Source organism: Gordonia sp. J1A, from assembly GCF_055393515.1.
The window spans coordinates 3,583,224-3,608,732 of the sequence record NZ_AP041607.1; the positions used below are offsets into that span (position 1 = coordinate 3,583,224).

23 protein-coding genes are annotated in these 25,509 nt (G+C 68.1%); 13 read left to right on the forward strand and 10 right to left on the reverse strand.

The genetic code is table 11. The features are described from left to right. Positions 1-7: 7 nt before the first annotated feature. On the reverse strand, positions 8-1,375 hold the full coding sequence (locus ACZ5QD_RS16665; RefSeq protein ID WP_464367281.1) for a 3-oxoacyl-ACP reductase: 1,368 nt from the start codon (positions 1,373-1,375) through the stop codon (positions 8-10). A 203-nt stretch (positions 1,376-1,578) separates the two neighbouring features. Between ACZ5QD_RS16665 and ACZ5QD_RS16670 the strand changes: the two genes are divergently transcribed. The 3 genes from ACZ5QD_RS16670 to ACZ5QD_RS16680 all read left to right on the forward strand — a co-directional run bounded on the left by ACZ5QD_RS16670 (position 1,579) and on the right by ACZ5QD_RS16680 (position 5,642). Further along, the gene (locus ACZ5QD_RS16670; RefSeq protein ID WP_045537214.1) at positions 1,579-2,886 is read left to right on the forward strand and encodes an acetyl-CoA C-acetyltransferase; all 1,308 of its coding nucleotides are present in this window, start codon (positions 1,579-1,581) and stop codon (positions 2,884-2,886) included. Between the two features lie 208 nt (positions 2,887-3,094). After that, on the forward strand, positions 3,095-4,783 hold the full coding sequence (locus tag ACZ5QD_RS16675) for a VanW family protein (protein ID WP_375003083.1): 1,689 nt from the start codon (positions 3,095-3,097) through the stop codon (positions 4,781-4,783). 82 nt (positions 4,784-4,865) lie between these two features. Then, positions 4,866-5,642 (forward strand): SDR family NAD(P)-dependent oxidoreductase, encoded by a 777-nt coding sequence (locus ACZ5QD_RS16680; protein ID WP_039867696.1) that lies wholly within the window; start codon positions 4,866-4,868, stop codon positions 5,640-5,642. Between the two features lie 63 nt (positions 5,643-5,705). On the opposite strand, the gene ACZ5QD_RS16685 is transcribed toward ACZ5QD_RS16680, so the two are convergent. Then, entirely contained in the window at positions 5,706-7,181 is a 1,476-nt protein-coding gene (locus ACZ5QD_RS16685) for a malate:quinone oxidoreductase (protein ID WP_222110870.1), read from the reverse strand. Between the two features lie 91 nt (positions 7,182-7,272). Between ACZ5QD_RS16685 and ACZ5QD_RS16690 the strand changes: the two genes are divergently transcribed. Both ACZ5QD_RS16690 and ACZ5QD_RS16695 read left to right on the forward strand, forming a co-directional pair. Then, positions 7,273-8,172 (forward strand): LysR family transcriptional regulator, encoded by a 900-nt coding sequence (locus tag ACZ5QD_RS16690; protein ID WP_045537220.1) that lies wholly within the window; start codon positions 7,273-7,275, stop codon positions 8,170-8,172. A gap of 23 nt (positions 8,173-8,195) precedes the next feature. Then, positions 8,196-8,711 carry a glycine cleavage system transcriptional repressor gene (locus ACZ5QD_RS16695; RefSeq protein ID WP_006897035.1) on the forward strand — a complete coding sequence of 172 codons (516 nt, stop codon included), beginning with the start codon at positions 8,196-8,198 and terminating at the stop codon, positions 8,709-8,711. Positions 8,712-8,725: 14 nt separating this feature from the next. On the opposite strand, the gene ACZ5QD_RS16700 is transcribed toward ACZ5QD_RS16695, so the two are convergent. Next, positions 8,726-9,958 (reverse strand): MFS transporter, encoded by a 1,233-nt coding sequence (locus tag ACZ5QD_RS16700; protein WP_045537222.1) that lies wholly within the window; start codon positions 9,956-9,958, stop codon positions 8,726-8,728. 93 nt (positions 9,959-10,051) lie between these two features. Between ACZ5QD_RS16700 and ACZ5QD_RS16705 the strand changes: the two genes are divergently transcribed. Further along, a complete protein-coding gene (locus tag ACZ5QD_RS16705) occupies positions 10,052-10,360 on the forward strand; it encodes an ArsR/SmtB family transcription factor (RefSeq protein WP_006897033.1) in 309 nt (102 codons plus the stop codon). A 10-nt stretch (positions 10,361-10,370) separates the two neighbouring features. Here ACZ5QD_RS16705 and ACZ5QD_RS16710 read toward each other — a convergent pair whose 3' ends face one another. The 3 genes from ACZ5QD_RS16710 to ACZ5QD_RS16720 form a co-directional block, all read right to left on the reverse strand. After that, the gene (locus ACZ5QD_RS16710; RefSeq protein ID WP_006897032.1) at positions 10,371-11,426 is read right to left on the reverse strand and encodes a zinc-dependent alcohol dehydrogenase family protein; all 1,056 of its coding nucleotides are present in this window, start codon (positions 11,424-11,426) and stop codon (positions 10,371-10,373) included. 146 nt (positions 11,427-11,572) lie between these two features. Further along, positions 11,573-13,414 carry an acyl-CoA dehydrogenase gene (locus ACZ5QD_RS16715; protein ID WP_006897031.1) on the reverse strand — a complete coding sequence of 614 codons (1,842 nt, stop codon included), beginning with the start codon at positions 13,412-13,414 and terminating at the stop codon, positions 11,573-11,575. A gap of 182 nt (positions 13,415-13,596) precedes the next feature. Then, positions 13,597-14,364: a deoxyribonuclease IV gene (locus ACZ5QD_RS16720; protein WP_006897030.1), complete on the reverse strand. Its 768-nt coding sequence runs from the start codon at positions 14,362-14,364 to the stop codon at positions 13,597-13,599. A gap of 144 nt (positions 14,365-14,508) precedes the next feature. Between ACZ5QD_RS16720 and ACZ5QD_RS16725 the strand changes: the two genes are divergently transcribed. Further along, a complete protein-coding gene (locus tag ACZ5QD_RS16725; protein WP_045537226.1) occupies positions 14,509-15,696 on the forward strand; it encodes a phosphatase PAP2 family protein in 1,188 nt (395 codons plus the stop codon). On the opposite strand, the gene ACZ5QD_RS16730 is transcribed toward ACZ5QD_RS16725, so the two are convergent. After that, on the reverse strand, positions 15,656-15,877 hold the full coding sequence (locus ACZ5QD_RS16730; protein WP_006897028.1) for a hypothetical protein: 222 nt from the start codon (positions 15,875-15,877) through the stop codon (positions 15,656-15,658). The two genes, ACZ5QD_RS16725 and ACZ5QD_RS16730, sit on opposite strands and share 41 nt — an antisense overlap. Before the next feature lie 75 nt (positions 15,878-15,952). Next, the gene (locus tag ACZ5QD_RS16735; protein ID WP_045537229.1) at positions 15,953-16,795 is read right to left on the reverse strand and encodes an acyl-CoA thioesterase domain-containing protein; all 843 of its coding nucleotides are present in this window, start codon (positions 16,793-16,795) and stop codon (positions 15,953-15,955) included. Between the two features lie 24 nt (positions 16,796-16,819). On the opposite strand from ACZ5QD_RS16735, the gene ACZ5QD_RS16740 reads away from it, so the two are divergent. Continuing rightward, positions 16,820-17,419 (forward strand): HdeD family acid-resistance protein, encoded by a 600-nt coding sequence (locus ACZ5QD_RS16740; RefSeq protein WP_045537231.1) that lies wholly within the window; start codon positions 16,820-16,822, stop codon positions 17,417-17,419. Positions 17,420-17,425: 6 nt separating this feature from the next. Here the strand turns inward: ACZ5QD_RS16740 and ACZ5QD_RS16745 are convergent, their stop codons facing one another. Next, positions 17,426-17,995 (reverse strand): hypothetical protein, encoded by a 570-nt coding sequence (locus ACZ5QD_RS16745; protein ID WP_045537233.1) that lies wholly within the window; start codon positions 17,993-17,995, stop codon positions 17,426-17,428. A 100-nt stretch (positions 17,996-18,095) separates the two neighbouring features. Between ACZ5QD_RS16745 and ACZ5QD_RS16750 the strand changes: the two genes are divergently transcribed. The 5 genes from ACZ5QD_RS16750 to ACZ5QD_RS16770 all read left to right on the forward strand — a co-directional run bounded on the left by ACZ5QD_RS16750 (position 18,096) and on the right by ACZ5QD_RS16770 (position 23,476). Then, entirely contained in the window at positions 18,096-18,995 is a 900-nt protein-coding gene (locus ACZ5QD_RS16750; RefSeq protein WP_464367282.1) for a cation diffusion facilitator family transporter, read from the forward strand. Between the two features lie 46 nt (positions 18,996-19,041). Beyond that, positions 19,042-19,434, forward strand: a complete 393-nt coding sequence (locus tag ACZ5QD_RS16755; protein ID WP_045537234.1) for a DUF5709 domain-containing protein — start codon at positions 19,042-19,044, stop codon at positions 19,432-19,434. A 67-nt stretch (positions 19,435-19,501) separates the two neighbouring features. After that, positions 19,502-20,050 carry a TetR/AcrR family transcriptional regulator gene (locus tag ACZ5QD_RS16760; protein ID WP_006897022.1) on the forward strand — a complete coding sequence of 183 codons (549 nt, stop codon included), beginning with the start codon at positions 19,502-19,504 and terminating at the stop codon, positions 20,048-20,050. A gap of 55 nt (positions 20,051-20,105) precedes the next feature. After that, a complete protein-coding gene (pta, locus tag ACZ5QD_RS16765; RefSeq protein WP_222110869.1) occupies positions 20,106-22,256 on the forward strand; it encodes a phosphate acetyltransferase in 2,151 nt (716 codons plus the stop codon). Beyond that, positions 22,253-23,476 (forward strand): acetate kinase, encoded by a 1,224-nt coding sequence (locus ACZ5QD_RS16770; RefSeq protein ID WP_006897020.1) that lies wholly within the window; start codon positions 22,253-22,255, stop codon positions 23,474-23,476. The genes pta and ACZ5QD_RS16770 overlap by 4 nt, the downstream gene beginning before the upstream one ends. Before the next feature lie 115 nt (positions 23,477-23,591). Here the strand turns inward: ACZ5QD_RS16770 and ACZ5QD_RS16775 are convergent, their stop codons facing one another. After that, the gene (locus ACZ5QD_RS16775; RefSeq protein ID WP_006897019.1) at positions 23,592-25,283 is read right to left on the reverse strand and encodes an AMP-binding protein; all 1,692 of its coding nucleotides are present in this window, start codon (positions 25,281-25,283) and stop codon (positions 23,592-23,594) included. Between the last annotated feature and the right edge of the window lie 226 nt (positions 25,284-25,509).

The following is a 25,509-nucleotide window of genomic DNA, read 5'->3' on the forward strand; positions in this document are numbered from 1 at the left end:
GGTCCCGTCAGGCGCCGAGGAGGCTCTGACCGCACACGCGGACGACATTGCCGGTGACCGCGTTGGACGCCGGGTTGGCGAAGTACGCCACGGTCTCGGCGACGTCGACGGTCTGTCCGCCCTGCTGCAGCGAATTCATGCGACGGCCCACCTCGCGCGTGGCGAGCGGGATGGCGGCGGTCATCGCGGTCTCGATGAAGCCCGGGGCGACGGCGTTGATGGTGATGCCCTTCTCAGCCAGGATCGGGGCGTAGGTGTCGACGAGGCCGATCACGCCGGCCTTCGACGCGCCGTAGTTGGTCTGGCCGCGGTTGCCCGCGATGCCCGCGATGGAGGAGACGTCGACCACGGCGCCGCCCGACCGGAGGGCCTTGCGCTCGACCAACTCGTTCACCAGCGTCTGCGGTGCGATCAGGTTCACGCTGATGACCGAGTTCCAGCGGCCGGCGTCCATGTTCGCGAGCAGCTTGTCGCGCGTGATGCCCGCATTGTTGACGATGATGTCCAGGCCGCCGTGACGCTCGAGAACGTGCTCGGCGACCTTGGCTCCCGCGTCCTCGGCGGTCACGTCGAGCGGCAGCGCGGTGCCGCCCACCTTGTTCGCCGTCTCGCTGAGGGCCTCGCCCGCGGCCGGGACGTCGGCGGCGATGACATGGGCGCCGTCGCGCGCCAGCACCTCGGCGATCGTGGCGCCGATGCCGCGTGCGGCACCGGTGACCAGGGCCACCTTGCCGGCGAGGGGCTTGTCCCAGCTCTCCACCGAAGCGGCGTCGGCGGCGCCGACCCGGATCACCTGGGCGTCGACGTAGGTCGACTTGGCCGACAGCAGGAAGCGGAGGGTCGACTCGAGACCGGACAGGCCGGTCTTGGCGTCGGGCGAGACATAGACCAGCTGGGCGGTGGCGCCGTTGCGGAGCTCCTTGCCGAGCGAGCGGGTGAAGCCCTCGAGTGCGCGCTGCGCGACGTGCTCGTCGGGCTCAGCGGTCAGCTCGGGTGTGGTGCCCAGCACCACGAAGCGCGCCGAGTTGCCCACCGAACGCATGATCGGCGTGAAGAACTCGAAGAGCTGCTCGAGATCGGCGGGCTTGGAGATGCCGGTGGCGTCGAAGACCGCGGCGCCGAGCTTGTCGGCGCTGCGTCCGCCGGCGTTGTTCTCGACCAGCGTGTAGTCGTCGCCCGCGCTGAGGATCTCCCGCATCGGCTCCACCAGACGTCCGGCGCCGCCGAGCAGGACCGGACCGGCGAGAGCGGGCTGAGACGGCGAGTACCGACGCAGTGCCGGCGGCTGCGGAAGACCGACGCGCGAAGCGATGAAAGCGCCCGGGCCGCTGTTGACGATGGACGAATACAGGTCGGTGTTGCCTGCCACGACTATCTCCTTCGATGTCTGTGAAACGAATCCGTGTCCCGTGTCGGGTACCGGTCCTGCCGGAGACCCTAAGCGGATGCCGCCGACGAGCAGTAGCCCGCTCGTCTGTGACATGTGCCGCAGGTTCAGGAGTCGACAATTAACTTACTCGGGAGTAAGAATACTCTCAAGGTCGATCTGTCGACATCCGAGACTCTCCAGGAGAAGTTGTGGCCTCGTACACGCCCCGCCAGCCGGAAACCCGTCAGCAGCGCCCGGTCGCCATCCTCGGCGGCAATCGCATTCCCTTCGCGCGTCAAGACCGCGCGTACGCGACCGCGAGCAATCAGGACATGTTCACCGCCGCCCTCCAGGGGCTGGTCAGCCGTTTCAGCCTGCAGGGCGAGAAACTCGGCATGGTCGCCGGCGGCGCGGTGCTCAAGCATTCGCGTGACTTCAACCTCATCCGCGAGTCGGTGCTCGGTTCGTCGTTGTCGCCCTACACCCCGGCGGTGGACGTCCAGCAGGCGTGCGGCACCGGTCTCCAGGCCATTCAGATCGTGGCCGACGGCATCGCCGCAGGCCGCTACGACGTCGCGATCGGCGGCGGCGTCGACACCACCTCCGACGCCCCGATCGGCGTCTCCGAGGACATGCGCAGGCAGATGCTCGAGGTGAACCGGGCCAAGAGCACCGTGGACCGGATCAAGGCCGCACTCGGTCTGGCGACCAAGCTGGGCATCGAGATCCCGCGCAACGGCGAGCCGCGCACCGGCCTGTCGATGGGCGAGCACGCCGCCATCACCGCCAAGGAGTTCGGCATCAGCCGCGCCGAGCAGGACGAGCTGGCCGCCGCCAGCCACCAGAAGATGGGCGCGGCCTACGACCGCGGCTTCTTCGACGACCTCATCACCCCGTTCATGGGCCTCACCCGCGACGAGAACCTCCGTCCGAACTCGTCGGTGGAGAAGCTGGCCACCCTCAAGCCGGTCTTCGGCGTGAGCCTGGGCGACGCCACCATGACCGCGGGCAACTCCACCCCGCTCACCGACGGCGCGTCGGCCGTCCTGCTCGCCACCGACGAGTGGGCCGCCGAGAAGAATCTCCCGGTGCTGGCCTACCTGCGCGACACCGAGACCGCCGCGGTGGACTACGTGAACGGCCCCGACGGGCTGCTCATGGCACCGACATACGCGGTCCCCCGCCTGCTGCAGCGCAACGGCCTCACCCTGGCCGACTTCGACTTCTTCGAGATCCACGAGGCTTTCGCCTCCGTGGTCCTGGCGACCCTGCAGGCGTGGGAGTCGGAGGAGTACTGCACCGAGCGTCTCGGCCTGGACGGGGCGCTGGGCTCGATCGACCGCAGCAAGCTCAACGTCAACGGCTCCTCGCTGGCCGCCGGGCACCCGTTCGCCGCCACCGGCGGCCGGATCATCGCGCAGGCCGCCAAGCAGATCAAGGAGAACGGCGGCGGTCGTGCGCTGGTGTCGATCTGCGCCGCGGGCGGCCAGGGCGTCACGGCCATCGTCGAAGGCTGATCCCCGCATCGGATCGCAGGCCCCGGTCGGCCGCCGCACGGCGCTGACCGGGGCCTGCGATCATCGATGAGAACTCCGAAGTTTTTTCCGCGGATGTGTAACGCCCCCGCACCCGCCACCTATAAACCGGATAGCTCCGGCTGAACCGCCAGACCCCCGACCCGGCGGTTCAGCCGGAGCTCTTGTTCCCGGCTAGGATTCGACAGTTGTGACCTCTTCCGACGATCGCTCCGATCACCGCCGGTGGGTCGCCCGCGCGCTCATCGGTGCGCTGCTGCTCGTCGGCGCGATCTTCGGGATCGACGCGATCCTCACCCACGGCCACACGGCCCGCGGCGCACACATCGCCGAGTTCGATCTGGGCGACCTCACCGAAGATCAGGCGCGCGCGAAGCTCACCGGACTGACGGTGGCCGCACACAGCCCGGTCTCGGTGCGTACTGATTCCGGCTCGGCGCAGATCGATCCGGCCGCGCTCGGTGCCGACTTCGACGTCGAAGCAACGCTCGCGCGCCTCATGGACCAGCCGCGCAATCCCTGGGATCGATTCCTCGGCATGATCGGCCTCTCTCGCGATGTGGCCCCGGTCGTCTCGCTCGACGACGCCGACTTCAACGCGGCGCTCGACGAGCATCGGGAGTCGCTCGAGAAGGCGGCCGTCGAGGGCGGTGTCCATTTCGACGGTCTGCAACCGGTCGGCGACTTCCCGTCCAAGGGACTGCGTATCAAGCGCGAGGCCGCGAAGCAGGCCATCGCCGACAACTGGCTCAGCGGTCACCCGATCGACCTCGAGATGGAGCCCTTCTCGCCGACCGTCTCGGCTGAGACGGTTCAGGCCACCCTCGACGGGCCGGCCCAGAACGTGACGGCGTCTGCGGTCCCGCTCGCCGGACGCGGAGCGCGAGTAATCGTCTCACCGCGGGAGGCGGGCGCGCTCGTGTCGTTCGTGCCCGACGGCCGCGGCGGTCTGACCCCGCACGTGGATCCCAAGAAGGCGCGGGAAGTCCTCGGCGACCGCGCAGCCAAGACCGAGTCGACCCCGGTCGATGCGAGTTTCCGGCTGACCGGCGGCGCGCCCGTCGTGGTGCCGTCGTCCGACGGCGCCGCGGTCGACTGGACCCGGACAGCCGCCGAGATCGAGAAGCTGGCTGTCTCCGCCGACTCCCGGTCGGGCCGGGTGGCCTACAAGATCACCCGACCCAAGGTCGACACGAAGCGGGCGAAGAAGCTGGGGGTGAAGGAAGTCGTGTCCGAGTTCACCACCGGCGGGTTCAGCGGACCGTCGGGGGAGAACATCCGGCTCGTCGCCGAAGAGGTGGACGGCGCGCTGGTGCTGCCCGGCCAGACCTTCTCGCTCAACGGTTACACCGGACCGCGCGGGACGGCCCAGGGCTACGTCGAGTCGGGGATCATCGATCACGGCCGTCCGTCCGAGGCGGTCGGCGGCGGCATCTCGCAGTTCGCCACGACGCTGTACAACGCCTCGTACTTCGCCGGGCTGGAGGACGTCGCCCACACCGAGCACAGCTACTACATCTCGCGCTATCCCGAGGCGCGCGAGGCCACGGTGTTCGAGGGCGCCATCGATCTGCAGTTCAAGAACAACACGCCGTACGGGATCGTCATCGACACGTCGTGGACGCCGTCGAGCATCACCGTCCGGATGTGGAGCACCAAGACGGTCGAGGTCCAATCGGTGACGGGCGACCGCACCGATCCGACCTCACCGACGACCGTGGAGGTCCCGGCGGGGCAGAGCTGTGTGCCCAGCAGCGGTCAGCCCGGCTTCACCGCGTCCAACACCAGGATCATCCGCAGTCTCAAGACCGGCCAGGAGACCTACCGGCACACCCGGACCGTCAAGTACGACCCGGAACCGGTGGTCCGCTGCCGCTGATCGGCCCTGCGGAAGCCGCGGACTGAAACGTGTTTCAGCCCCGGCGCTGTGCTGCCGGTCACCGGCAGATATGCTCCCCGACATGGATATCAATGGAGCAAGTGCAATCGTGACCGGAGGTGCCTCGGGCATCGGCGCCGCGACGGCTCGCCGGCTCGCCGCGCGGGGCGCCAAGGTGGTCATCGCCGACCTGAAAGCCGAGGACGGCGAGGCCCTGGCCAAGGAGATCGACGGCGTCTTCGTCGCTGTCGACGTCACCGACACCGCACAGATCGAGGCGGCGGTCAACAAGGCTGTCGAGCTCGGACCGCTGAAGGCCGTGGTCAACTCGGCCGGTATCGGCTGGGCCCAGCGCACCATCGGCCGCGACGGCGAGTTCGCCTCGGCGCACAACCTGGACCTCTACAAGAAGGTCATCGCGATCAACCTGATCGGTACCTTCGACACGGTCCGCCTCGCCGCCACCGCGATGAGCCGCAACGAGCCGAATGCGAACGGAGAGCGCGGCGCCATCGTCAACCTCGCATCCGTCGCGGCCTTCGACGGCCAGATCGGCCAGGCCGCGTACTCGTCGTCGAAGGGCGGCGTGGTCGGCATGACGCTGCCGGTCGCCCGCGACCTGTCGGCGGCGGGCATCCGCGTGAACTGCATCGCCCCCGGCCTGATCGACACCCCGATCTACGGCTCGGGTCCGGAGTCGGAGGCGTTCAAGGCCAAGCTCGGCGAGAGCGTGCTGTTCCCGAAGCGACTGGGCGTGCCGGACGAGCTCGCGTCGATGGTCGAGGAGCTCATCACGAACTCGTACATGAACGCCGAGGTGGTCCGCGTGGACGGCGGCATCCGGATGCCACCGAAGTAGAGTCTCCGCACCGGATCGACGCCTGCGACGGCCCCGCACGAATGCGGGGCCGTCGCTCGTCTTTCAGCGGTGCTCGGCCGGCGGTCGCAGCCGCAGTGCGCGGGCGGTCTCGGCCGTCGCGCGGCGCACGTCGTCGTGGGTCCACTCCTCGACGCGCAGATCGGGCACTGCCGCGTGCAGGTCCTCTGCCCACCGCTGCGACCATTCGGCGGGGAAGGCGCGTCGGAGCAGATCGATCATGATCGGCACGGCCGTCGATGCACCCGGCGATGCGCCGAGCAGTCCGGAGACCTGCCGGTCGGCGCTCACGATCAACTCGGTGCCCTGCTGCAGCACTCCGGCGACTCCCGGGCCGGGCGTGACGAGCTGCGCGCGCTGGCCGGCGTGCACCAGGGTCCAGTCCGCGTCGCGGGCCTCGGGGAGGTACCGCTGGAGCTGTGCGAAGCGTTTCGCGCGCCCCGCGAGCAGTTCGGAGACGAGGTACCGGACGAGATCCAGGTTCGTCGCCGCGGCCGACATCACGGTCCACAGATTCCGCGGATGCAGTGTGGCGAAGAAGTCCCACAGGTGCCCACCCTTGAGCAGCCGGGTGCTGAACGTGGCGTACGGGCCGAACATCAGATGGTCGCGGCCGCGAACGGTCCGGCGATCCAGATGCGGCACAGACATCGGCGGGGCGCCGATCGGGGCCTGCCCGTAGACCTTGCCGTCGTGCCGTGCGACCACCTCCGGCGCGTCGCACCGGAGGAAGGCCGCTCCGACCGGCAGCACCCCGTAGCGGCTCACCTCGTCGAGCTTCGCTTTCTGCAACTGCCGCAGGGCCTGTCCGCCCGCGCCGACGAAGACATGCCGAGCGCGGATGCGGAAGCGGCCCGCCCGACCGCGGCCGGTGACGGTGGACCGGCCGTGAGCGTCGCGGGCGATCCGGCGCACCCGATGGCCGAACAGGACCTCGGCACCGGAGGTCTCGAGCAGACCCGTCGACAGCGCCCCGAAGTCGACGTCCGTCCCGTCCGGATGCCGCGTGGCGGCGATCGGTCCGGGCGCGCGACCGTCGGTCACCAGTGGGGCCCATGCGCCGACGGTCGCGGGATCGTCGGTGAATTCGAGGCGGTCGAAGAGCGGCGACCGGCGCAGTGTAGCGTGACGGCGCCGCAGGTAGTCGGTGTCCCCGTCGAAGACGACGCTCAGGTGCCCGGTGGTGTGGATGAACGACGCGGGGTCGAGCCCGCCGGCCGCTGCCAGATGTGCCCACCATTCGCGGGTCAGGAGGAACTGCGCCGCGATCGATTCGGCCTTCGCGGAGTCCTCCGGGTCGGGCATGTAGTTGAGTTCGCAGAAGCCCGAGTGACCGGTGCCCGCGTTGTTCCACGGATCGCTGCTCTCGGTTGCGGCGCGATCGGCGGCTTCCAACACCACCACCGACCACTCGGGTTCCAGGTGACCGAGCATCGAGGCCAGGGTGGCGGACATGATGCCCGCGCCCACCAGGACGACGTCGGCGTCGGGAAGGTCGACGGCTGCGTTACGGATTCTCATCGGGCTCTCCTTCGCGTCGAGGTGACGTATTCGATGCTCGTCCGCCGCTAATGATCCGTCTAATGTCATTCGGCTGGAATATGATCCGATTGTGCATGAATGGACCGGGGAGCTGTCCCCTCGACTGCGCGCGCTGACCGCACTCGAATCCCACGGCGGTTCGATGACCGCCGCGGCGGCTGCGCTCGGCGTCTCGCAGAGTTCGATGAGCAGGCGCCTGCACGCGCTCGAAGCGCAGATGGGCGTTCCGTTGTTGATCAAAGACGGACGCAAGGTGCGGTTGACTCCGGCCGCGCTGTCGTTGGTCGCCGATATCCGCGCACCGCTCGCCGCGCTCGAACACGCTGTGGAGCGCGCGGTCGACGCAGGAGACGGGAGCACCGGATCGGTTCGTTTCGGCTTTCCGCTGACGATGGGTTCCGGCGAGGTGCCCGAACTTCTGGCGGCCTTCCACCACCGCAATCCGGGGATCCGCCTGGAGCTCAAACAGGCTCACGGCGCACAGTTGGTGGCCGATCTGCGGTCCGGGGAGCTCGATCTCGCGATCACCATTCCGCTCGCGCACGAGGTGGAGCACGCGATGGTCGGCTCACAGGAGATCGTCGTGGCGGTACCCGAGAATCACTGGAGTGCGCGGCGTTCCTCGGTGGCGCTCGCGGAGCTGTCGGGCGAAGACTTCATCGCGAACCCGGAGACGTATCACCTGCGGCGCGCGACGCAGGAGTGGTGCGCCGCGGCGGGATACACGCCGAGGGTCGCGATCGAGATCACCGAGTTCGCGACCGCCCGCGAGTTCGTCGAACGAGGTCTGGGCATCGCGTTGCTGCCGCGGGCCGGGCGCCCGATCGCCGGCGTGGCCGAGGTCCCGGTGGCGCCGGAGACGCTGCGCCGCGACATCGGGCTGGCCTGGGCCTCGACGATCCGTACGCCGGCCGTGGAGAGATTGAGCCGATTCCTCCGGGAGAACCTGCCGGTGCGACCGCCCGCGTGAGCATTCCCCGATACGCTTCGACCATGCGGAATCTGGTGCTGTCGGTGATCGGGGACGACCGTCCGGGGCTGGTGTCGGCACTCGCCGATGCGGTCGCCGCGCAGGGCGGCAATTGGGAGCGCAGTCAGCTGGCACAACTCGCGGGCAAGTTCGCGGGCATCGTCGTCGTGGCGGTTCCCGACGAGCGCGCCGACGCACTGATCGCCGCGGTCACCGGACTGGACGGGCTGCTGGAGGTGGCGGTCCATTCGGCGGACGGCGCCGAACCGAGCACCGCCGATTGGCCGGCGCTCACGATCGGACTGCTCGGGAACGATCGTCCCGGCATCGTTCACGAACTCTCGGCGGCGCTGAGCGCCGGCGGGGTCTCGATCGAGAAGATGACGACCGGCACCCGGGAGGCCCCGATGGCCGGTGGGATGCTGTTCGAGGCGGAGTTGGAGGTCCGGCTGCCGCCGAATGTCGACCCCGCGCGCATCCGTGCCGATCTGGAGCGGATCGCGGAGGAACTGCTCGTCGATCTCGGCATCGAGGGCTGACGGGTCCTTCCGCCCTAGGCACCGGCCGCGGGCACCCGATCCGGCCGACCGCCCCGGAGGCCGAGCACCGCTGCCGTGAAGCACGCCAGGGCCACGGCACCGGCGAACCACGGGAACACCTCGGCGGTTCCGTACGACGACGACAGCGCCCCGGCGATGACGGTCGGAACGCCCATCGCCAAGTAGCCGAGCAGGTAGTACGCGCTCATCACCCGGCCGCGCGCATCCGCGGGCGTGACGTCGTTCAGATGCCGCAGAGACCCTCCGAACGCCAGACCGAAGGCCGCGCCGAGCACGATGGAATCGACGATCACGAATGCCGTCGACCCGGTGTGCAGCGCCCAGATCGCCGACAGCAGTGCGACGATCATCCCCAGGTCGCCGGTGATGGCGGCGGTGCGGGGATCGAGCCGGCCGCCCACCCACTGGGACGCCGCGGAGGCCGCGGCCATCACGGCCACGACGACGCCGACGAAGATCACCGACGTGTGGCCGGTGGCGTGCTGGGTCAGCGCGGGGTAGAGGCTCAGGAAGACGCCGAGGACCGACCACGCCGTCATGATGCCGATTCCGGAGAACCAGAAGTCGGAGGTGATCTCCTTCGGGATCGACGGACGCTGCAGGCGGATGCGGCCGCCGGTGCGTTCGGTGTGCGGTTCCACGAGTGCGATCACGGCGACGAGCATCACCACGACCACGGCGCCGACGATCGCGAAGGGCACGCGCAGCGGGTTCGATGCCCACTGCGCCGCGGCGGCGGCACCGAAGACGGTGATCGTGATCCCCACGTTGAGGGCGATACCGCTGGCCATGCCGTTGCGGGCGCCGTCGCGCGGTCGGACGTCGAGCAGTGCCGCGCCCGCCACCACGGTGATGGCACCGATCGCGCCTCCGTGCAGGAAGCGGGCGATCATCAGCTCCCACGCATTGGTGGCGATGAGGAACAGGCCGAGTCCGGCGAGGATGGAGATCAGTGCGGCGATGAGCACGGGTTTGCGGCCCACGGCGTCGGAGACCGGGCCCACGGTCAGCGCCGATCCGAGCGCGCCGATCGCGTACACCGCGAAGACGATGGTGATCGTCAGCGGGCTCATATGCCATTCCGACTGGTAGATCGGATAGAGCGGCGACGGCAGTCCGGAGCAGCCCAGTGCCAGCGCGAGAAGCGCGAGCAGGAGCAGATACGACCACGCCTGCGGATGCGTGGTCCGCTCCACCGGTCGGTCGGTGACGGTGCTGCTGGTCATGGCGTCCTCGAGTATGTTTGATAGAGATCGAACAGTGACGACAGTACCGCAACTGTTCGACAACCATCAAACTGTTTTCGAGGAGGTGGACCCGTGACGGGGACGACTGCGCGGTTGGACGTCGCCGACCTGCACGCGGTGCTGAGCGCGTTGGCCGATCCGGTCCGTCTGGAGATGGTGCGGCGGTTGAGCCGCGCGGGCGCGCCCGTCTCGTGCGCCGGGTTGTACGACACCGTCACGAAGGCCACCGCGAGCCATCACTTCAAGATCTTGCGCGAGGCGGGCGTGATCGAGCGCCGACCCGCCGGCCAGGGAGCCGAGTACGTGCTGCGCGACGCCGAGATGGAAGCCGCCTACCCGGGACTGCTGACCGCGGTGATCGCGGCTGCGAACGCGCGGTAGCGGATCGTCGCTACGCGGTGAGCACCACCTTCAGCGCCTTGGTCTCCGCGGCGCGTTCGAAGACGTCATAGGCGTCCATCATGTCGTGCAGTGCGAACCGGTGGCTGATGAACACGTCCGGGTCGATCTTCCGCTGCGCCACCATCTTGAGCAGGGTGCCGAGGGTGTCGGTGTTCACCAGTCCCATCGTCATCGTCACGTTGGTGATCCAGAGATCCTGCAGCGGCAGGTCGACGCCGGTGCCGTGCACTCCGACGTTGGCGACGTGTCCCGCCGGGCGCACGATGTCCAGGCACATGTTCCAGGTCTGCGGCACTCCGACCGCTTCGATGGCGACGTCGACGCCGAGGCCGTCGGTCATCGCGAGGATCTGCTCGCGCCAGTCGTCGTCGGACGATACGACGCCGTCCGTGGCGCCGAACCTGCGGGCCTGCTCGACGCGGCCTGCATCCACATCGACGGCGATGACGCGGCTCGGGCCGTAGAGTCCCGCCGTGGCGATCGCGGCCAGGCCGACGGGGCCGGCACCGATGACCGCGACCACGTCCCCGGGCTTCACCGCGCCGTAGCGGACGCCGATCTCGTGACCGGTCGGAAGGATGTCCGAGAGGACGACGCCCTGTTCCGGACGCATGGTGTCGGGCAGCCGGTACACGGAGGTCTCCGCGTAGGGCACACGGACGTACTCGGCCTGCGTCCCGTCGATGAGGTGGCCGAAGATCCAGCCGATCCCCGAGGTGCCCTCGTCGCCGAGGCAGTGCGAGAACACGCCCTGCTTGCAATAGGCGCACTTACCGCACGCGCTGATGCAGGAGATGATCACCTGATCGCCGACAGACAGCGTGGTCACCGCCGCGCCGACCTCGGTGATCGTCCCGACGCCCTCGTGGCCGAGGATGCGTCCCGGCGTGACAGCGGGGACGTCGCCCTTCAGAATGTGCAGGTCGGTGCCGCAGATCGTCGTCGCGTCGATCTTCACGATGACATCGGTGGGCGCCTGGATCCGAGGTTCGGGCACGTCGTCCCACGACTTGTTCCCGGGCCCGTGATAGACGAGTGCTTTCATTGCCTCGCGCTCCAATCGGACGAAGTTCCCCCGATCCGACCGTAGACCGGATCCGGTGACGAGAGAACCCCGCCGGGAAACTGGCTGCTCCCGGCGGGGTCCCTGCGCTTGCGCCGGTCGGAGTGGACCGGATCTGAACCGCCCGATCAGAACGCGGCTTCGTCGAGCTCCATCAGGTCGTTGTCGACGTTGTTCTCGACGATCTGGCGAACGGAGGTCAGCAGCGGCAGCATGTTCTTCGCGAAGAACACACCCGAGGCCACCTTGCCCTCGTAGAACGCCTTGTCGTCACCGGAGGCACCGGCGTCGAGCGCGGCCTGCGCGACGACGGCCTGACGCAGCAGCAGCCAGCCGATCAGCAGATCGCCGACGGCCATCAGGAAGCGGACCGACGCGGTGCCGATCAGGTACAGCTGCTTCGGATCCTCCTGCGCGCTCATCAGCCAGCCGGTGAGCTTGGCGGCCATGGCCTGGACGTCCTCGTTGGCGGTCTTGAGCAGTGCGCGCTCGGCCGCAAACTGTTCGCCACCGTTGCCCTGGCCGTTGTCGATGAAGTCCTGGATCTGGCCTGCGACGTGGGCCAGTGCCTGGCCCTTGTCGCGGATGATCTTGCGGAAGAAGAAGTCCTGCGCCTGGATGGCGGTGGTGCCCTCGTACAGCGAGTCGATCTTCGAGTCCCGGATGTACTGCTCGATCGGGTAGTCCTGCAGGAAGCCCGAACCGCCCAGCGTCTGCAGGGACTCGGTCAGCTTCTCGTAGGCACGCTCGGAGCCGACGCCCTTGACGATCGGGAGGAGCAGGTCGTTCACCTTGTGCGCCATCTCGGCGTCCGCGCCGGAGACGATCTTCGCGGCGACGGCGTCCTGGTGCGACGCGGTGTACAGGTACACGGCGCGCAGACCCTCGGCGTAGGCCTTCTGGGTCATCAGCGCGCGGCGCACGTCCGGGTGGTGCGTGATCGTGACGCGCGGAGCGGCCTTGTCGGTCATCTGCGTCAGATCGGCGCCCTGCACGCGCTGCTTGGCGTAATCGAGAGCGTTGAGGTAGCCGGTCGACAGCGTCGAGATGGCCTTGGTGCCGACCATCATGCGGGCGTGCTCGATGACGTCGAACATCTGGGCGATACCCTTGTGGACCTCGCCGACGAGCCAGCCCTTGGCCGGGGTGCCGTGCAGGCCGAAGCTGACCTCACAGGTGGCCGAGGCCTTGATGCCCATCTTGTGCTCGACGTTGGTGACGAAGGCGCCGTTGCGCTCGCCCAGCTCGCCGGTCTCATGGTCGAAGTGGAACTTCGGAACGAAGAACAGCGACAGACCCTTGGTGCCCGGTCCGGCGCCCTCGGGGCGGGCCAGGACCAGGTGGAAGATGTTCTCGGTCATGTCCTGGTCGGCCGAGGTGATGAAGCGCTTGACGCCCTCGATGTGCCAGGTGCCGTCTTCCTGAAGGGTGGCCTTGGTGATGCCCGCGCCGACGTCCGAGCCGGCGTCCGGCTCGGTCAGGACCATGGTGGCGCCCCAACCGCGCTCGGAGCAGATGGCGGCCCACTTCTTCTGCTCGTCGGTGCCGTTGTCGTAGAAGATGTTCGAGAAGCCCGAACCGGCGGCGTACATGAACACCGGCGGGTTGGCGCCCAGGATCATCTCGCCGATCGCCCAGTACAGCGAGCGGGGTGCGGGCAGGCCGCCGAGTTCCTCGTCGACGCCGACCTTGTCCCAGCCGGCCTCGATCAGGGCGTTGTACGACTTCTTGAAGCTGTCGGGAATGGTGACGCTGTGGTCCTCCGGGTTGAAGACCGGGGGATTGCGGTCGGCGTCCGCGAACGAGTCGGCGATGACGCCCTCGGCGAGGTGCTTGACTTCGCGGAGCATGTCGACCGCGGTGTCGTGGTCGAGGTCGCCGAACTCGCCGGAGGCGAGGACCTCGTCGAGCTTGTACATCTCGAAGAGGTTGAAGTGCAGATCGCGCAGGTTGGACTTGTAATGGCCCATGGTTTTCCTTACTCGCTGTTCTAGAAGTTCGTTTCCCGGGGGCGTGGCTCCGGTGGCTGACTCGGTGCCGACTATGTTACTTGCCGGTAACTATTGACAGCGTACCGCTAGCCGTTCAGACGGACAATATGAGTGCGGTGTGGCCCCGCTAACAAATGCAAGCGGACGGCGCCCGGTGCCCGTCAGAGCGATCGCAGATACGCCAGATCGTCGGGAATGCCGTCGGCGGGCGTCTCCAGCACACCGGGTGCACCGGCGGTCTTCATCAACTCGGCGAGCACCTCCGCATCGATCTGGCCGGACTCGAGGTTGGCGTGCCGGTCGCGGCCCGAGTCGAACTCGTCACGCGAGTTGTTCAGATGGATCAGATCGATCCGGCCGGTGATCGACTTGATCCGTTCCACGAGGCCGACGAGGTCTTCACCGCCGGCCCAGGCATGGCAGGTGTCGAGGCAGAACCCGGCCTCGGGGAAGTCTCCGACGGCGTCCCACAGGCGCTCGATCGACTCCAGTGTCCGGGCCATCGCGTGATCGCCGCCCGCGGTGTTCTCGATCAGGATCGGCACCCCGAAGCCGCCCTTGTCCGCCTGTCGTTCGAACAGCTTGCGCCAGTTGGCGAATCCGTCGGCCGCGTCCTCCCCGTCCTTCAGATGGCCCCCGTGCACCACGAGGCCGATCGCGCCGAGGTCGGCGGCCGCCGCGGCCTGCTGCTCCACAGCCTTGCGTGACGGCATCCGCAGGCGGTTGTTCAGGCTCGCCACGTTGATCTGATAGCTCGAGTGCACGACCACGTCGATCGGCGACTCGCGGATCTGCTCGGCGTGCGGATGCGGCTCGGGCTTCTTCCAGCTCTGCGGATCGGTGACGAACATCTGGAAGATGTCGATCCCGAGTTCCTCGGCGGTGGCGACGGGGTTCTCGTCCTGGCGAAGATGGGCTCCGACTCGCATGAACCCAGCCTATCGTCTGGCCGACCGCCTCCGGGGTGGCCGCAAGGAAGACATCCGGTGCACTGACAGCCAATTCCCGGAGAACTTCTATAGAGTTCGCCATGGACGGTGGCACCGTCCTCGACTGGGGCAGGAGGCTCGGGCGTGAGCGTGGACACGGCGTCGCCGGGTACGGCGGGTGGATCCGACCCCGACCCAGACGATCCTCCCGCCGGTGCGGACTCGATCCCGGATCTCCCCCCGGACGACGCGCCCATCGAAGTCGTCGAGGAGAAGGTGCGCGACTTCCGGTTGCTGCGCCGGATCCTGCTGACGATCTGGGCGGTGAGCCTGGCCGTCTACTTCTGGCGGTACGGCATCGCCGCAGACCGGACGAGTCTCATCTTCTTTCTCGCGTTCGGGATGGCGGCCGCCACCATCGGGCGCCGTCGCGTCAGCACCGTGCTGATCGACTGGCTGCCCTTCGTCCTGATCCTGATGCTCTACGACTGGACCCGGAACATCGCGGTGTGGCTCGACATGCCGACGCACTGGCAACTCGCGCCGGACGTCGACCACTGGATCTTCGGGACCAACCCGACCGTCTGGCTTCAGTCGCATCTGAAGGAGTCCTCGCCGCCGTGGTGGGAGGTCATCACCAGCGCGGTCTACATGTCGTACTTCATCGTTCCGTACGCGACCGCCGCGGTGCTGTGGGTGCGCGATCGGGCGCTGTGGCGCCGGTTCGCCGCGTGCTTCATCGCGGTGAGCTTCCTCGGCCTGGTCGGTTACACGCTGGTCCCGGCGGCGCCGCCGTGGGCGGCGGCCCGCTGCACCGTCGCGCAGGTCGCCGACAGTCCGCACGATCCGCCGTGCATGTACCGGGCCGACGTCGAGGTGCCCGGCAACCTGCTCGGTGAGGTGCATCCGGAGAATCCCGGCGCCGAACCGTACGTGGAGCGGATCTCCGACCGCGGCTGGAGTGTGATCGGCTTGGACATGGTGCTGCGAGCGGTCCGGTTCGGTCAGACGAAGTCGAATCTCGTCGCCGCGATCCCGTCCCTGCATGCGGGACTGACGATGCTGCTCGCGCTGTTCATGTGGCCGCGAACGCGCTGGTTCGGCAAGACGATGTTCATGGGGTACGCGCTCACCATGGCGTTCGCGCTGGTCTACAGCGGCGAGCACTACGTCTTCGACATCCTGCTCGGCTGGGGCCTCGCCGGAGCGGTCTTCGCGGCCTATTGGCTCATCGACACCCGGTACATCCTCCCGCGCAATGCGCGCCGGCGGGCGGAGAAAGCAGACGCGGCTAAGCAGGAGCGTCGAGATACGGCTCCGTCTCAATCGTGATCGGCACCCCCGCGGCGATCAGCAGCCGGCACTCGGCCTCGCTGTCGGGGTAGAGGTTGAGCCACTCGTGGCCCGCGCTCCCGTCGGCGTAGACCTTGTCGAGCGCGCGGTGAAGGCGGGCTTCCGTCTCGCGATTGATGATGAAACGACGATCACCGTACCTGAGATACCTGTTCGTCACGACAGCCTCCGGAAATAGCTCGCTGTGACTTAGAACACTACTCGCCCAGGTGTGGTCGCCGCCGGTTCTCCCGGGTCAGCTCAGTTCGGGGGCCCGGTTGGTGTACGGCTTCACGGTCGTGAAATCGATCATCGCGCGGGTGTTGTCGACGGCGGTCACCATTCCCACCCCGAACTGTCCGTGCTCGTCGTACAGGTTGGCGGTGCCGACGGAGACGCCCGCGTTCTCGATGTGCGAGTCGGCCTCCACGCCGACGCGGACGCCCTCCGGCAATCGGGCGACCGCGACGGTCAGATCGCAGTTGATGAACCCGATACCGCCGTCGCCGATGTTCGTGACCAGGCTCGTCGACTCGGCGGCGATCACCGCGCGCTGGAAGGGCGTCAACTCCTCATCGGGGACGGCGTTGAACGGCCTGCTCCAGATCGTGAGCCGCTCGGAGTTCTGGTACTCGCCCATGTCGTTGGACCACGTCCCGCCCTCGGTCCGGAACCACGGCCGGTAGCCGTCACCGGCGTCGGCGGGCGGGGTGAAGGTCCGCTCCCGCGCGGGGCGCTCCCATCGCTCGCCCGGCGGATTCGAACCCGTCTTCAGGAACACGACGTTGCCGCGCGCGACGAGGATCTCGGCGTCGCCGTCGTACTGCCGTACCGACACCTCGATGACCCGGATGCGGTGACCGTCGCGCAGGACGGTCGTGGTGGGCACGGTGGGCAGCCGTCGTGCGCTCTTGAACAACTCGAGGGTGAACCGTGCGGGAGTGAAATCGGCACTGCCGCCAGCGTTCTCGGCGGCGCGGGCGGCGATCGCGCAGACCGACGGTCCGTTCAGCGCGTCCGGGCCCCACAGTCCCACCGCATACCCGGTGGGGTCGTACCGACCGGCGCCGTCGACGGTGAAGAAGGCCTTATCAGTCATAGGTCTGCACGCTACGCTGCGTGCATGACCACTCAAGCATCGCCGTCGGTTCTCCCGAACGACGCGGTCGGCGCCGTGCGGACCTTCGTCATCTTCTCCTCGCTCGTCGGAATCGCGCTGGGCATCGTCGCGCTCGTCTGGCCCGCCGCGACACTGGCCGTGATCGGTGTGCTGTTCGGCATCTCGCTCATCGTCGCCGGGCTCTTCCGGCTCTTCGTCGCCTTCGCGCTGACCCGGGCGACCGCGGGGACCCGGCTGCTCCTCGGCGTGTTCGGCGGAATCGTGCTCGCCGTCGGCGTACTCGCCACCATCAACCCGTCCAAGTCGCTGGTGCTCCTGGGCGTCTTCATCGGCATCGGATGGATCATCGGCGGTCTGCAGGATCTGCTCGGGTCGCGCTTCACGGTCACCATGGCGCCCCGCTGGTTGGTGATGCTCTCGGGTGTGGTCTCGGTGCTCGCGGGTATCGCGATGATCGTGCTGCCCGCCGTCTGGACCCTCTCGACCATCCTGTGGATCCTCGCGGTGCTGCTCATCGTGGTCAGCGTCGTCACGCTGTTCACCGTGCCGGGCAAGGTCAGCGCGCTGGCCGCCAGGATCGAGCGTGAGGAACCGGTGATCTGACCGAGCTCAGCCGGTGAGCGCCAAACCGTCCAGGGTGAGGGTCGGCTCGGCGTCTGCGTGTTCCGCGAGCCGTTCGGCGACGGCGCCCAGCACCGCCAGCAGTTCGTCGGTGTGCGCGATCGGGACACCGTCCACCCGGCCCCGCCACACCATCTCGGCCGGTCGGGCGTCGGGGACGACGGCCGCCGCGCCGATGAGACGGCGCGCGCCCGGCGCGTCCGCATCCCACATGGCGTCGGCGGTGGTCAGATACAGTGCTGTGGCCGGTCGCAGGTCGTGGCGGTGCACCATCGCCCACGCCCAGTGTTTGGCGACGTCGACCGTCACCTCCTGACCGCGACCGAGCGTGCGCACGTACTTGCTGTGCAACTCGCTGCACAGGAGGTCGGCGTCGTCCCACATCTCCAGCATCGACATGCAGCGGACGCTGTTGTGGAGTGCCTCGAGGTACTTCACCGAATACGGGCCCTCGCGGCGTGAACGGATCTCGCGGAGGACCGAGAAGCCGGCGAGTGCCGTGCTGAACTCGCCGGAGTCGTAGTCGGCGCGGGCCTGGTCGTTCAACTCGTCGAGCATGCTTCAATGCTCCCCCTGTGCGGAAGAATCCGCAGCGTAATGCCGACTTTCCGTGGCGTCGGATGGTGCGCGACCCGCCGGCGTGCGGGATGATTCCGGTGTGGTGGAACAGACACGGGACCTGACCAGGTGGGCACTGCTGAGCATCGTGACGGCGATCGTGGTGATCGCGCTGAAGATGGTCGCGTGGTGGATGACCGGATCGGTGGGTCTGCTCTCCGACGCCGCCGAGTCGGTGGTGAACCTCGTGGCCGCCGTGGTGGCGTTCATCGCCTTGCGCATCGCGGCGAAGCCGGCCGACGACGAGCACAACTTCGGTCACGTCAAGAGCGAGTACTTCTCCGCGGTGGTCGAAGGAGTGATGATCGTGGTGGCCGCGATCGTCATCATCGTGACGGCCGTCGACCGGCTGCTCATTCCGCGTGACCTCGAATCGGTGGGCGTCGGTCTGGCGGTCTCGGTGCTGGCGTCGGTGATCAACGCCGCGGTGGCGTGGCAGCTGATCCGCGCGGGCCGACAGCACCGGTCGCTGACGCTCGAGGCCGACGGCAAGCATCTGATGACCGACGTCTGGACCACCGCGGGCGTGATCGCCGGAGTCGCGGTGGTGGCACTCACCGGCTGGACGATCCTCGACCCGCTCATCGCGATCGCCGTCGCGGTCAACATCGTCTTCGTCGGCTACCGCTTGGTGCGCCAGTCGACGCGCGGGCTGATGGACTCGGCGGTGCCCGATGCCGAACGCGCGGCGATCGACCGGGTCCTCGACCGATTCCGGGGCGACGGCGTCGACTTCCACGACGTACGCACGCGCGAGGCCGGCCATCTGCGATTCGTGCAGCTGCACATGCTGGTACCGGGCCAATGGACCGTGCAGCGCGGACACGACCTGCTCGAGGAGGTCGAGGCCGCGCTGCACGATGAGGTCGAGGACCTCGTACCCACGATTCACCTGGAACCGATCGAGGATCCGCGCAGCTACGAGCCGTGGCGAAGGTAGCGGAGAACACGTCCACGCGCGGACGCCGAAGCACTAGCCTGGAAGTATGAGCGCTCGTGATTCGTACGAAGGTGGCGAGTACGACCAGGACGACACCGATCAGTTGCAGCCGGCGGACACTCTCGCCGACAGCGAACTGTCGGACGTCCTCGACCGCGGTTACTCGCCGCCCGACTACGCGCCTGCATCCCACGAGCACGACTGTCTCGACGAGAGACTCGCTGAAGAGGTGCCCGACGTCGGCTATGCAGACGAGGACGGCGACCCGGACTTCCCAGAGCGCGACGAGGTCGGCGACCGGCGGGCGGGGCGATTGATCGCGCCGGACGAGGGCGTCGGTCCGGATGTGGACAACCAGTTGCTCGCGACCGACGCCGGCGTCGACGGCGCGGGCGCTTCGGCCGAAGAGGCGGCCATGCACTACATCGACGAGGAGTGAGTGATTCTCGTCCATCGAGACGAGACATCCGCCCGGAACGGTAGTGGGATTCGATACCGTTCAACCCATGGATCGTGACCGGTTGGTGGAAGTGGGCGTCGCACTGGTGTCGCGCTTCGGGGCCAAAGCCCTCAGCCTGACCTCGGTGGCGCGGCAGGCAGGCGTCGCACGCGCCACGGCCTACCGCATGTTCGGCGGGCGCGATGCGCTCGTCGCCGCGATCATGGCGCGCGAACTCGAGCAGCTCCGGACGCAGCTGCGGGTGTGGGGTGCCGATCAGCCCGACCCCGGCGAGCGGATCCGTGAACGCGTCCGCGGCAGCCTCGCCTACATCCGCGAGCACGAGGCGCTGCAGTACGTCCTCCGGAACGAACCCGAGGAAGTGGTGCGGGCCCTGATCACCACGCACGATTCCGAGCGGCCGTCGCTGATCGAGATGATCGTCGACGCCACGGCGCCCGATGTGCAGGACGACGAGGCAGCGGTGCTGTACCCCGACCCCCGCGCGGGCAGCGAGTTCATGGTCCGCGTGGTGTACTCCTGCATGCTCGTCCCCGACAGCGTGATGTCCGACGACGAGATTGCCGAGATGGTGGTGCGTGCCGTCGTCCGGTGACGGGCCGGAGGCGGCCGGTCCGAGCAATGCGTCCCGACCGACTACGCTCGGATGCATGACTGGCACGGGCGCCCGCAGCATCTACGTCGCGTCGGCGGAAGGCGATACCGGCAAATCCACGATCGCGCTGGGGGTGCTCGCCGTACTCACGGCTGCGGGCGGACGGGTCGGCGTCTTCCGGCCGATCTCTCGGGCCGCCGCCGGCGAACACGACTACATCCTCGACCTCCTGCACCAGTTCGCGTCGGTCGACATCCCCTACGAGCAGTGCATCGGCGTCACCTACGACGACGTGCACGCCGACCCCGACGCCGCCGTCGCCGAGATCGTCGACCGGTACCACACCGTCGCCGAGCAATGCGACAACGTCCTGGTGATCGGATCCGACTACACCGACGTCGCCTCGCCGTCCGAACTGAGTTTCAACGCGCGGATCGCGGCCAATCTGTCGGCGCCGATCATCCTGGTGGTCAAGGCCTTCGAGCGCCAGCCGCAGGAGGTGAAGGCGGTCGCCGAGATGCTGATGGCCGACATCAAGGCCGCGCACGCCACCACTGTCGGCGTGGTCGCCAACCGTTGCGATCCCGACCGGTTGCTCGAGGTGGCGGCCGCGCTCGGATCGGTGGACGTGCGGACGTGGGCGCTGCCCGACGAGCCGCTCCTGGTGGCGCCGACGATGGCCGAACTCTGCGAAGCGCTCGACGGAGTTCTGTACTCCGGCGAGGCGGACCTGCTCGAACGCGAGGCGCTGGAGGTGATGGTCGGCGGCATGACCGTCGAGCACATCCTCGAGCGGCTCAGCGAGTCGATGGTGGTGATCGCACCGGCGGACCGGTCGGACGTTCTGCTCGCCCTGGTGAACGCCAATGCGGCGGAAGGCTTTCCGCGGCTGTCCGGGATCATCATCAACGGCGGTCTGCGACCGCACCCGATGATCGACGCCCTGGTCAAAGGGCTCCGTCCGACGCTGCCGATCATCGCGTGCGATCACGGAACCTATGAGACGGCGCGGATCGCCGCGCATACCCGAGGCGCGATGGTCAGCGGGTCGGTCCGCAAGATCGACGCGGCGATGAGTCTGATGGAACGGTACGTCTCCCCGCAGGACCTGCTCGCCGAACTCGATCTGCACACACCGGAGGTGGTCACCCCGCAGATGTTCGAGTACCAGCTGCTGGCGCAGGCCAAGTCGGACCGTCAGCGGATCGTCCTGCCCGAAGGCGGCGACGATCGGATCCTGCGGGCCACCGACCGGCTCGTGCGTCGCGGTGTGGCGGAGTTGACGCTGCTCGGCGACCCGGACTCGGTGCGGCGCCGCGCCAACGAGCTCGGCGTCGACCTGTCCGAGGTGGACATCATCGACCCGGCGACCTCGGAGCTCGCCGAGGAGTTCGCGCCGATCTACGCCGAACTGCGCAAGCACAAGGGAATGACGCTGGAACGGGCCTCTGAAGTGGTGCGCGACGAGTCGTACTTCGGCACCATGCTGCTGCACACCGGCCGCGTCGACGGCATGGTGTCCGGTGCCGTGCACACCACCGCCCAGACCATCCGGCCGGCATTCGAGATCATCAAGACGGTGCCCGGGGTGTCGACGGTGTCGAGCGTCTTCTTCATGTGCCTGGCCGATCGGGTTCTGACCTACGGTGACTGCGCGGTGGTTCCCGACCCGACGGCCGAGGAACTGGCCGACATCGCGGTGTCGTCGGCGCAGACGGCCGCGGCCTTCGGGATCGAGCAGCGGGTCGCGATGCTCTCGTACTCGACGGGCGGGTCGGGCTCCGGCAAGGACGTCGACAAGGTCCGCACCGCCACCGAGCTGGTTCGCGAGCGAGCGCCGGAACTGCTGGTGGAGGGGCCGATTCAATACGACGCGGCGATCGAACCCTCGGTCGCGGCGGCGAAGATGCCCGATTCGCCGGTCGCCGGGCGCGCGACGGTGCTGATCTTCCCGGACCTCAACACCGGCAACAACACGTACAAGGCGGTGCAGCGCAGCGCCGGTGCGATCGCCATCGGCCCGGTGCTGCAGGGACTCAACAAGCCGATGAACGATCTGTCTCGCGGCGCACTCGTCTCCGACATCGTCAACACCGTCGCCATCACCGCGATTCAGGCGCAGAACATCAAGAAGGCCCTCGCCGCCACGGAGCGGGGACCGCGAACCGAGACCCCGGGCGGGGAAGAGAACGGGAGCGACGCATGAGCCGCACACCGATCGACGGGACGGTGCTCGTGGTCAACGCCGGGTCGTCGTCGCTGAAATACCAGGTCCTCGATCCGGTGACCGAAGAGGTGATCGCCGACGGGCTCGCCGAGCGGATCGGGGAGTCGGCGTCGCGGATCAAGCACTGGTACCGCGGTCACGACGTGGAGGTCGAGGAGACGCTCGCCGACCACGAGGCGGCGATCGCGCGGGTCCTCGCACTCTTCGCCGCCGACGGTGTGGACGTCGCCGACTCGGGGCTCGCGGCGGTCGGCCATCGCGTGGTGCACGGCGGGCGCTCGTTCTTCGAGCCGACTCTGATCGACGATGTGGTGCGCTCGGAGATCGAGCGGATCTGCCCACTGGCCCCGCTGCACAATCCGGCCAATCTCGTCGGCATCGACGCGGTGTCGGCACTGTTGCCGGACGTGCCGGCGGTCGCGGTCTTCGACACCGCGTTCTTCCACGACCTGCCCGACGCGGCGGCCACCTATGCGCTCGACGCCGCCGTGGCCGAGGAGTACGCGGTGCGGCGTTACGGTTTCCACGGCACCAGCCACGAGTACGTCTCGCGCCGGGCCGCAGAGTTCCTGGGGCGCGACTACGCCGACGTCGACCAGATCGTGCTGCATCTGGGCAACGGCGCCTCCATGTCGGCGGTGGCGGGCGGGCGCCCGGTCGACACCACGATGGGGATGACGCCGCTCGAGGGGCTGGTGATGGGCACCCGTACCGGAGACATCGACGCCGGGATCGTCTTCCAACTCGCGCGGGTGGGCGGGATGTCGGTCGATGAGATCGACACGCTCGTCAACAAGCGATCCGGGCTCAAGGGGCTGTGCGGGGAGAACGACTTCCGCGCGATTCTCGAGCGGGTCGAGGCGGGCGACGCAGCGGCGCGCCTGGCCTACGACGTGTACCTGCACCGACTGCGCCGGTACATCGGCGCGTATCTGATCGAATTGGGCGGCGCCGACGCCATCGTGTTCACCGCCGGAGTCGGGGAGAACGCGGCGGCGGTGCGCGCCGATTCGCTGGCCGGGCTGGAGAAGTTCGGCATCGAGATCGACGCCGAACGCAACGCGGTCCGCAGCAGTGAGTCGCGTGTCATCTCCACCGAATCCTCCGAGGTGACGGTCCTCGTGGTGCCGACCAACGAAGAACTCGCCATCGCCCGCCAGGCCGTCGCTGTCGCCGGCTCTACCTCACAGGCCGGTTGACCGATTTCCCCCGCAGGCTGGTTGAGCGACTCCCACCCCCAGGCTGGTTGACCGACTCTCCCCTCAGGCCTGTTGAGCGAGCGGAGCGAGTCGAAACTCCCGCACCCCGGCAGAGTCACACGACCAGGTCCTCGTACCGGAACTCGGTGACGATCTCCTCTCCCGCCGCATGCGACGCGGCTTCGCGCTGCTGCAGTTCCACACGTCGAATCTTCCCGGAGATGGTCTTCGGGAGTTCGAAGAACTCGACGCGGCGCACTTTCAGATACGGCGCCAGATGGTCCCGGGCGTACTCCATGATCGTCTTCGCGGTCTCGGCGGTGGGCTCCCATCCCTCCGCGAGTGCGACGTAGGCCTTCGGCACCGCGAGACGGGTGTCGTCCGGTTGCGGAACCACCGCGGCCTCCACCACGGCGGGATGCTCGATCAGCACGCTCTCCAACTCGAACGGCGAGACCTTGTAATCGGACGACTTGAAGACGTCGTCGGTGCGGCCGATGTACGTGATGTAGCCGTCCTCGTCGCGGTGCGCCACATCGCCGGTGTGGTAGTAGCCGCCGGCCATCACCTGCTCGTTGCGTTCCGGATCCCCGAGATAACCGGTCATCAGGTTCATCGGGTGCCGGGCGAGGTCCAGACAGATCTCGCCGTCGTCGGAGACCTCACCGGTCAGCGGATCGACGAGCGTGACCGGAACGCCTGGCATCGGACGGCCCATCGAACCCGCCTTCACCGGCTGGCCGGGTGTGTTGCCGACCTGGAGCGTGGTCTCGGTCTGCCCGAAGCCGTCGCGGATCGTGAGACCCCACGACTGTTCGACCTGGCGGATCACGTCGGGGTTCAGCGGTTCGCCCGCGCCGAGCAGTTCGCGCAGCCCCTCCGGCCGTTCTCCCAGATCCGCTTGAATCAGCATGCGCCACACCGTCGGCGGGGCGCAGAAGGTGTTGACGCGGGCCCGTCGCAGCTGCCCCATGAGGGCGGCGGCGTCGAACCGTGAGTAGTTGTAGACGAAGATCGTCGCCTCCGCGATCCACGGCGCGAAGAACAGGCTCCACGCGTGCTTGGCCCAGCCGGGCGAGCTGATGGTCAGGTGGACATCGCCCGGCTTCACGCCGATCCACGCCATCGTCGTGAAATGGCCGACGGCGTAGCTGATCTGCGAGTGCTCCACCAGCTTCGGCCGGCTGGTGGTGCCCGAGGTGAAGTAGATGAGCATCGGGTCGCCCACCAGGGTGGTCGACTCGAACGGTCCGGCCGACTCGGCATCGGCGCTGTGGGCGTACGACGTCCAGCCGGCGACGTCGTCGCCGACCACGATGCGCCGATAGTCGCCCTCGACGGTGTCGAACTTGGCGGTGTCCGCGGCGTTCGCGATCACACAGCTCGCGCCGCCCCGCTTGATCCGGTCGGTGAGATCGGCCGGGCCCAGAGCCGCGGTCGTCGGCATCACGATCGCGCCGAGCTTCATGATCGCGAGCATCAGCTCCCACAGTTCCACCTGATTGCCGAGCATCAGGACGATGCGGTCGCCCTTCGTGATGCCGAGACCCCGCAGCCACGTCGCCACGCGATCGGAGTTCGTGGCCATCTCGTCGAACGTGACTCTGACCTCCGACCCGTCCTCTTCGGTGATCCACAGAGCGAGACGGTCGTTGCCGCGGGCGAAGCTGTCGAACCAGTCGATGGCCCAGTTGAACGTGCCGGTGATCTCCGGCCAGCGGAACTCGCGGACGGCGCGGTCGTAATCGTGGATCAGCTCGATCATCTGGTCGCGGCTGCTGCGGTAGAGCTCAGTGTTCGTGGTCATGGTCACATGATCCACATCACAGTCCGGTGCGGCCACCCTCCGAAGAGGGGTGTGGGTGTGGTGGGCGGGTGCGGTGGGTGGGTGCGGTGCCGGTGGTTTCGACTCGCTGCGCTCGCTCAACCAGCCTGGGGGAGGACGAGCTCAACGAGCCTGCAGGAAGTGCTCAACGAGCGTGGGGGTGGGTGCGGTGGTTTCGACTCGCTTCGCTCGCTCAACCAGCCTGGGA

Bases quoted from the DNA above. Each gene is read 5' to 3' on its own strand.
- ACZ5QD_RS16680 (WP_039867696.1), top strand. From the start codon at position 4,866: ATGGATATCAATGGAGCAAGTGCAATCGTGACCGGAGGTGCCTCGGGC.
- ACZ5QD_RS16685 (WP_222110870.1), bottom strand. From the start codon at position 7,181: ATGAGAATCCGTAACGCAGCCGTCGACCTTCCCGACGCCGACGTCGTC.
- ACZ5QD_RS16695 (WP_006897035.1), top strand. From the start codon at position 8,196: ATGCGGAATCTGGTGCTGTCGGTGATCGGGGACGACCGTCCGGGGCTG.
- ACZ5QD_RS16700 (WP_045537222.1), bottom strand. From the start codon at position 9,958: ATGACCAGCAGCACCGTCACCGACCGACCGGTGGAGCGGACCACGCAT.
- ACZ5QD_RS16710 (WP_006897032.1), bottom strand. From the start codon at position 11,426: ATGAAAGCACTCGTCTATCACGGGCCCGGGAACAAGTCGTGGGACGAC.
- ACZ5QD_RS16715 (WP_006897031.1), bottom strand. From the start codon at position 13,414: ATGGGCCATTACAAGTCCAACCTGCGCGATCTGCACTTCAACCTCTTC.
- ACZ5QD_RS16720 (WP_006897030.1), bottom strand. From the start codon at position 14,364: ATGCGAGTCGGAGCCCATCTTCGCCAGGACGAGAACCCCGTCGCCACC.
- ACZ5QD_RS16735 (WP_045537229.1), bottom strand. From the start codon at position 16,795: ATGACTGATAAGGCCTTCTTCACCGTCGACGGCGCCGGTCGGTACGAC.
- ACZ5QD_RS16740 (WP_045537231.1), top strand. From the start codon at position 16,820: ATGACCACTCAAGCATCGCCGTCGGTTCTCCCGAACGACGCGGTCGGC.
- ACZ5QD_RS16745 (WP_045537233.1), bottom strand. From the start codon at position 17,995: ATGCTCGACGAGTTGAACGACCAGGCCCGCGCCGACTACGACTCCGGC.
- ACZ5QD_RS16755 (WP_045537234.1), top strand. From the start codon at position 19,042: ATGAGCGCTCGTGATTCGTACGAAGGTGGCGAGTACGACCAGGACGAC.
- ACZ5QD_RS16760 (WP_006897022.1), top strand. From the start codon at position 19,502: ATGGATCGTGACCGGTTGGTGGAAGTGGGCGTCGCACTGGTGTCGCGC.
- pta (WP_222110869.1), top strand. From the start codon at position 20,106: ATGACTGGCACGGGCGCCCGCAGCATCTACGTCGCGTCGGCGGAAGGC.
- ACZ5QD_RS16770 (WP_006897020.1), top strand. From the start codon at position 22,253: ATGAGCCGCACACCGATCGACGGGACGGTGCTCGTGGTCAACGCCGGG.
- ACZ5QD_RS16775 (WP_006897019.1), bottom strand. From the start codon at position 25,283: ATGACCACGAACACTGAGCTCTACCGCAGCAGCCGCGACCAGATGATC.